This is a genomic window from Azospirillum soli (assembly GCF_017876165.1).
GTDB classification, from domain to species: Bacteria; Pseudomonadota; Alphaproteobacteria; order Azospirillales; family Azospirillaceae; genus Azospirillum; species Azospirillum soli.
In genome coordinates this window covers 55,046-61,806 of record NZ_JAGINQ010000031.1, presented here as the reverse complement: position 1 = coordinate 61,806, position 6,761 = coordinate 55,046, and the positions used below count along the sequence as shown (strand labels likewise).

The following is a 6,761-nucleotide window of genomic DNA, read 5'->3' as shown; positions in this document are numbered from 1 at the left end:
CAGATCCTGGTGAAGGCGGACGAAGCCGCGGGCGGGGCGGCGTGGAGCGATGCCCGCATCGTCGAGGCACTGGAGGTCGGGCTGGCCCTTCAAGCAACTCATCGGCGCGACCCGCCAGCCGTTGCCGGTTACGCCGGGCGCGGTGGAACGCTATGACCACGTCTACGTCCGCCACGGCGTCGCCAGCCTGTTCCTCGCCTGCGAGCCGCTGGCCGGTTGGCGCCACGTGGCGCGCCTGGGCGCACGTCGTGCGCGATCTGCTGGACGGGCGCTACCGTAGCGCCGAGACGGTCGTGCTGGTGATGGACCAGATCAACACGCCTTCGCCGGCCAGCCTGTACGAGGCGTTCCCGCCCGCGGAAGCCAAGCGCCTCGCTGACCGCTTGGAGGTACACCACACGCCCAAGCACGGCTCCTGGCTGAACATGGCGGGGATCGAACTGAGCGCCTTGGCCAAGCAATGCCGGGCCCGCCGCATCGCCCGCAAGGCCACCCTGGAGCGCCACGTCCGATACTGGGAGAATGCCCGCACCGCCGCCGGCACCCACCTCAACCGGCAGTTCACCACTGACGACGCGCGCATCAAGCTGCGCAGCCTCTACCCTTCATTTCAGCTCTGAAGGAGCATTAGCAGCGGCGCGTCGTCCTCGGTCATCGTCGCCGTCGCTGTCAGGTCATCCGCACCAGCGGTGGGTTGTTGTCCCCGCGCGCCCCGGGGCCGAGATTGGGATTATTGGGGATTTCGTGCACATCCAATCATCTGCAGGAAAGCGTAAGCCGCCGCCCCGAGCTGGCGTTCCTTATGCCAATGCACGACGAAGCGGCGTGGCGGAAGCGCAAAGGCGACGACGGCCAGGCGACCCGACGCCACCAGCGCCTCGACCACATGCTCCGAAATGGCCGTGACGCCGCCGCCGGCCGCCACGGCGGAGCAAACGGCCTCGTTCGACGGCAACTCCAGCACCACGCGCGCGGCGGGGATCTCGATCCCATGCCGGAGCAGGGCGGCTTCGAACACCGACCGCGTGCCGGAGCCGGGCTCGCGCAGCACCCAATCGGCCTCGGCCAACACCGCCGCATTTACGGGAGGTACCTGGGTCCAGGGGTGCCCGGGCGCTACGACGATCACCATCCGGTCATGCGCAACCGTCCGGCCCGCCAGGGCCGGTGCGTCGACCTCGCCCTCGACGATGCCGAGATCCACGCTGCCGTCCAGCACCCGGCCGACAACCTCGGCCGTGTTGCCAACGTGGAGCACCGTCGCGATCCCCGGATGGTCGGCGCGAAACCGCACCAGCCGTTGCGGCAGCCAATAGTTGGACACCGTCTGGCTCGCCGCGACCGGCAGGGTGCCGCGGACAAGCGCGCCGAGGTCGTCGAGCAGCCGCTCCGCCGCCCGAGCGCGGGCCAGCACCGCCGCCGCTTCCCCGTGGAAGAGCCGGCCCGCCTCCGTGAGTTCAATGCGCCGGCCGACACGATGGAACAAGGCGACGTCGTGCCGCTCCTCGATGGCGCGGATCGCGGCGCTGACGGCCGACTGGGTCAGGTGCAACGCCTCGGCGGCGCGGCGGATATGCTCGCGCTCGGCGACCGCCACGAAGATCCGCAGTTGCTCCAACGTCAATGGCTCCTCCGCGCTGCTGCTCTTTGTTCGATTTTATCGAACGGAACGGACAAGACAATGCGTTTGAGAGAACGGTATCGAGCCTCCAGAATCGGCCCGCCCCCCGAATGCGGAGCGATGAACGATGGCGGACATTCCAGAAAAGACAACGGCCCTGAGCAAGGTGGCCGACGTGATGCCCGGGCTGACGGCCTGCGCGGCCGTCGCGGCGAGCGCGGCGGCGCTGCAGGCTGTGGAGGTGGCATGGTTCGGACGGGCTTGGCTGGAGGCTCTGGTTCTGGCGATCCTGCTGGGGGCTGTCGTCCGGACCGTTTGGACGCCGCCGCCCTCCTTGCGGCCGGGGGTGCGCTTTGCGGCCAAGCCGCTTCTCGAGGTTGCGATCGCGCTGCTGGGGGCGTCCTTTGGGTTTGGCGCGATTCTGGACGCCGGGCCTTTTCTGGTTCCCGGTATCGCCGGTGTTGTGGTGGCGGCGCTCGTCGCGAGCTACGCGATCGGCCGGACGGTCGGGCTGTCGCATCGCTTGGCGCTGCTGGTCGCCTGCGGTAACTCGATCTGCGGCAACTCGGCCATCGTCGCCGCAGCGCCGGCCGTCCGGGCCGACGGCGAAGAGGTCGCGCTGTCGATCGCCTTTACCGCCGCGCTGGGGGTTCCAGTCGTGCTCGGGCTGCCGTTGCTGGTCGAGCCGCTCGGCCTTTCTCAGACTCAGTATGGGATGCTGGCTGGCCTCACCGTCTATGCTGTGCCGCAGGTGCTGGCCGCCACGGTTCCGGTCGGCGCGCTCAGCGCTCAGGTCGGAACGCTGGTCAAGCTGGTCCGTGTCCTGATGCTCGGCCCCGTCGTGTTCGCCTTGTCCGTCGCCGAGCGCGGCAACAGGAGAGGCCGCCTGCGGGTATGCGAGATGGTGCCCTGGTTCATCCTGGGCTTTTTCGGGCTGGGAGCGCTGCGGTCGCTCGATGTGATGCCGGAAGCACTGACCGCGTTCCTCGCGTCGGTGGCAAGCCTCCTCACGCTTCTATCGATGGCGGCGCTGGGGCTGGAGGTCGATCTGCGCATGATGGGGCGCTCGGGAGGGCGCGTCACCGTCGCGGCGTTGCTGTCCCTGATAGCGCTCGCCGCCGCTAGCCTTGGTCTTATCCGCCTGTCCGGCATTGGGTGATGGGTCGGACTCGTTATTGATCTGTCAACGATCCGCAACAGCAGGGCGACCTATCATTAAGGACGTAGCAGTCGTCCTGGTTGGGAATGGGCAGCCGTCTACAGAGAGCTTTGTCGTGCTGGCCGCCGCTCCGATTGCAGATCCGCAGATTCTTGCTGAGGGTCTGGAGCGGGTCGGGAGCCGCCGAAAGGGATGTAGCAATAGGGACTCGGCAGAGCTGGAGCCTCTTTATTGGACGACGCCGGAATGGAGGCATACCTTCTGGCGGTCAACCCACCAAAACTGTGCCGCCGGCCCAGAGGGAGACTGTGATGTCCGACCACCGCCAAGCCCGCGCTGCCTTTGCCGACCTCCACAAAGACGGCTGCTTCGTCATTCCCAACCCGTGGGATGTCGGAAGCGCTCTGATGCTGAAACAGCTTGGATTCTGCGCACTGGCCACCACCTCGGCGGGATATGCCTTCTCGCGGGGGCTTCCAGATGCCGATTGGGCCGTGCCATGCGAGGCCATGCTGGCCCATATCGCCGACATCGTCCAGGCAACCAACCTGCCGGTGAACGCCGATTTCGAATCCGGCTATGCCCATGATTGCGAGGGGCTGGCCCGCAACGTGCGGCTCTGCGCCGACACCGGCGTGGCCAGTCTGTCCGTTGAGGACGCCACGGGTGACTCGTCGAAGCCACTGTACGACTTCGACCATGCCGTCGAGCGCGTGGCGGCCGCAGCGGAGGCGCTGCGGGGGACCGGCGTGCTTCTGACCGCCCGTTGTGAGGCCTTGCTGGTGAACCATCCGGCGGCGGTCGACGAGGCGTTGCGCCGGCTGCCGGCCTACGCCGCAGCGGGAGCCGACGTCCTCTACGCGCCGGGCCTGCGGACCCCGGACGTCATCAAGGCGGCGGTCGAGGCCGTGAGCCCGAAACCGCTCAACCTACTGGTCTCCTCACCGATCGGCCTGTCGGTGGAACAGATCGCCGCGCTCGGCGTGCGACGCATCAGCTTGGGCAGCGGGCTGAACCGCGCCGCGTGGGGCGGCTTCCTCCGGGCGGCGCGGATGCTGGCCGATCAGGGGCGCTTCGACGCCCTTGGCGAGGCCGAGCCGTTCGATGCACTCAACGGGTTCTTCCGCACGCACGGCCGGCGCACGCCCTGATCGACGGGTCACGGGCGACTGGCCGGCTTCGGCTCAATGTATGCCGTGAGGCGCCCGGTGGCTCTCCAGCATGATCTCGTCCCGGCGGCGGATGGGGCCAATTTCAGCAGGTGCCCGCCGGAACCATCGCCGCCAAATCACAGTGGCGTGGAACCGTGCTTTGAGAGGGATCCCCACGCCTCACGAGCTCGGCAGCGGCTCCGACGCAGACCTGAGCGATCTCGGCCCGCGCCTCTTCCTCGTCGGCTGGATAGGTGCGTCGTTCTGGCGGTGTCACCATCATCCAGTCCGCGTCACCGAGCATGCGCATCCAAGTGCCGCGGCCGTCCTCACCGGAGCGGAATTCGGCCGCCGCAGCCACGGCGTCCTCCTCCGAGGTCAACAGCATCGTCCATCGCCAGCCGGACACTCCATGCCGGGTGATGGACAAACGGATGCTGAGATGCTGGTTATCCTCGGTGCTCACTGGGCTCTCCTGATCTGCGCGGACCAGAACGTCGGCGATCAGGCATTAAAAACCTCCTATCGGCGCATGCCACAGCACTTTCGTCCAAAACGCCCACGGGTCACGACGGTAGGGCGAGGATCATGGGCTGAGGATCCCGGACGGGCCATCTCCTCCGGGGGCGAGTGTTCGGTGTGGGTCCGGAGCGACCGTTACCGATGTGGTGGAAGGGGACGCGCATCTCTGTCTCGGCTGGGGGGCTTACCATCACACGGAGCTCGCTCATGTGCGTCGCGGTTTTACTGACAGGGCCGAGGGCCACGACGCGGGCGCCGGCCACGGGGTGAGCCCGCGCGATTCTCGCGAAAATCAAATCTCGCCCCGCTGTGTCATCCGGCTGTGTCATCCGGCTTATGGGCTTGGCGCCTGCGCCTCTTGGGCAGCGTAGGGGCATTGGCCCGGATTGAGCCCCCCATTGTTGCTACTCCGTTTTGTGCTCGAAAATTGGTTGACCTAGCGAACGGTTCAAGGTGAACTGGTCTGACCACGGCAAGGTCAGATGCGTCATGGTCGTCGTCACGCGCACGGAGAACGGGGATGACGTCAAGGTCTCCGACAAGCTCTTTGCCTTCTTCCGCGACAAGCTGCTGAATGGAGAACTGAAGCCCGGCGACCGGCTTCTCGGCGAGCGCGAGCTTGCCGCGACGCTGGATGTCAGCCGGCCGCTGCTGCGCGAGTCGCTGCGGTCCTTGGCAATGCTCGGCTTCCTTGACATCCAGCACGGCCGGGGCACCGTCGTCCGCCATGCCGACCTCCGGGTGCTGCGGGACTTCTTCACCTTCTGTCTCGCCCAGCAGCCTGACATTCTCGAAGACGTCATGCAGGCCCGGATCGCCATCGAGTGTCAGGCGATCCGTTTGGCCTGCGAGCGTGCGACCGCGCGCGATCTGGCGCAGGTTCAAGCCACCTTGGACGCGATCATGGCCACGCTGCACGACCCCGCCCAGGGCGGCGAGGCGGATTTCCAGTTCCACTGGGCCATCGTGCGCGCCGGTCACAGCGGTGTGCTGACCACCATGTATGACGCCATCTCCACGCTGCTGCTGCGCTCGCACGTGCAGCGACGCGTGACGACCACCCCCGTGGCCGGCATCCGGGAATACCTCGCCGATGCGCATCGCGAGGTGTTCCTGTCGCTCCTCAACCGCGATGCCGATCAGGCGGAACGGAAGCTGCGCGAGCATTTCGCCATCGGTGACGAATTCCGGCGGCAGAGCATCATCGCCGCCTACCGGGAGTCCGCGACCGGCAGCGCCCCCACCGCAACAAATCCTGCCGCAACAAACCCCGCCACAATAAACAATGAGGAGGAAACGCGATGACCATGCTTACCAGGCTGTCTCCGCTCGCCGCCGGCATCGTCGCGGCGATGCTGGTCACATGCGGCAGCGTCGCGGCGAAGGACCTGCGCTACGCGCATGTCGGGGCCGAGGGCGACATCCAGACCCGGTACGCCGAGGAAGCGGCGAAGGCCGTCGAGCAGGCGACGCAGGGCCGGGTGAAGATCAAGGTCTACCCGGCCAGTCAGCTGGGCGGCGTGGCGGAGATGGTGGACGGCATCCGCATGGGATCGATCTCCATGGGGCACCACGATTTCGCATCGCTGGCCCGCATCGTCCCGGAGGTCGCCGTCTTCAACGCGCCGTTCATCTACCGCGACGCTACGCACGCGCTGCACGCCACGGACCCGGACACCCCGGCCGTCGCCGCCATCAACGAGCGGCTGGTTAAGGACGGCGGCGTGCGCATCATCGGGCGGATCTACCGCGGGGCCCGGCACATCTCCAGCAAGTTCCCCGTCAAGAGCCCGGCCGATCTGGCGAACAAGCCGTTCCGCGCCGTGCCGCTGGAACTGTGGGTGTCGATGGTCAAGGGCTTCGGCGCCATCCCGACGCCGGTCGAGGTGGCGGAGCTGCCCACCGCGCTGATGACCGGCATGGTGGTCGGGCAGGAGAACCCGCTGACCATGATCAACGCCAACAAGCTGTACGAGGTGCAGTCGCACATCTCGCTGACCGGCCACATGCACTCGGTGCTCGCCGTCTTCATCAACGAGAGCGTTTGGCAGGGCCTGCCCGAGGCCGACCGCAAGGCCATGAAGCAGGCGCTGAGCCAGAAGGCGGAAGAGTCGCTGCAGTGGGCGACCGAGGCGGAGAACAATCTGGTCGGCGAACTGAAGGGCAAGGGCGTCACCTTCGTGACCACGGACAGCGGGCTCGATCTCGCCAGCTTCAAGACGGCGGTGATGGCCCAGGTCTCCAAGGACTTCCCGACCTGGGGCCCGTACATCCAGCAGATCGAAGCCGTGAAGTGATCCGGGCCCGG

At 67.1% G+C, this 6,761-nt stretch carries 7 protein-coding genes; 5 read left to right on the top strand and 2 right to left on the bottom strand.

From position 1 onward, the window contains the following. Positions 1 to 152: 152 nt before the first annotated feature. A complete protein-coding gene (locus J2852_RS28390; RefSeq protein ID WP_209882188.1) occupies positions 153 to 620 on the top strand; it encodes a transposase in 468 nt (155 codons plus the stop codon). A gap of 110 nt (positions 621 to 730) precedes the next feature. Here J2852_RS28390 and J2852_RS28385 read toward each other — a convergent pair whose 3' ends face one another. Beyond that, positions 731 to 1,624, bottom strand: coding sequence for a LysR family transcriptional regulator (locus J2852_RS28385; protein WP_209882186.1), 894 nt, complete (start codon positions 1,622 to 1,624; stop codon positions 731 to 733). Between the two features lie 124 nt (positions 1,625 to 1,748). On the opposite strand from J2852_RS28385, the gene J2852_RS28380 reads away from it, so the two are divergent. Next, on the top strand, positions 1,749 to 2,780 hold the full coding sequence (locus tag J2852_RS28380) for a YeiH family protein (RefSeq protein ID WP_209882184.1): 1,032 nt from the start codon (positions 1,749 to 1,751) through the stop codon (positions 2,778 to 2,780). Between the two features lie 311 nt (positions 2,781 to 3,091). After that, positions 3,092 to 3,931: an isocitrate lyase/PEP mutase family protein gene (locus J2852_RS28375; RefSeq protein ID WP_209882182.1), complete on the top strand. Its 840-nt coding sequence runs from the start codon at positions 3,092 to 3,094 to the stop codon at positions 3,929 to 3,931. A gap of 103 nt (positions 3,932 to 4,034) precedes the next feature. Here J2852_RS28375 and J2852_RS28370 read toward each other — a convergent pair whose 3' ends face one another. Continuing rightward, positions 4,035 to 4,397: a hypothetical protein gene (locus J2852_RS28370; protein ID WP_209882180.1), complete on the bottom strand. Its 363-nt coding sequence runs from the start codon at positions 4,395 to 4,397 to the stop codon at positions 4,035 to 4,037. 545 nt (positions 4,398 to 4,942) lie between these two features. Here J2852_RS28370 and J2852_RS28365 point away from each other — a divergent pair. After that, complete coding sequence (locus tag J2852_RS28365; protein ID WP_209882178.1) at positions 4,943 to 5,758, top strand: FadR/GntR family transcriptional regulator; 816 nt, start codon at positions 4,943 to 4,945, stop codon at positions 5,756 to 5,758. Next, positions 5,755 to 6,750, top strand: a complete 996-nt coding sequence (locus J2852_RS28360; protein WP_209882176.1) for a TRAP transporter substrate-binding protein — start codon at positions 5,755 to 5,757, stop codon at positions 6,748 to 6,750. The genes J2852_RS28365 and J2852_RS28360 overlap by 4 nt, the downstream gene beginning before the upstream one ends. The last annotated feature ends 11 nt before the right edge of the window (positions 6,751 to 6,761 follow it).

Excerpts from the sequence above, each read along its gene's own strand:
- J2852_RS28390 (WP_209882188.1), top strand. The coding sequence starts at position 153 with ATGACCACGTCTACGTCCGCCACGGCGTCGCCAGCCTGTTCCTCGCCT.
- J2852_RS28380 (WP_209882184.1), top strand. The coding sequence starts at position 1,749 with ATGGCGGACATTCCAGAAAAGACAACGGCCCTGAGCAAGGTGGCCGAC.
- J2852_RS28375 (WP_209882182.1), top strand. The coding sequence starts at position 3,092 with ATGTCCGACCACCGCCAAGCCCGCGCTGCCTTTGCCGACCTCCACAAA.
- J2852_RS28365 (WP_209882178.1), top strand. The coding sequence starts at position 4,943 with ATGGTCGTCGTCACGCGCACGGAGAACGGGGATGACGTCAAGGTCTCC.
- J2852_RS28360 (WP_209882176.1), top strand. The coding sequence starts at position 5,755 with ATGACCATGCTTACCAGGCTGTCTCCGCTCGCCGCCGGCATCGTCGCG.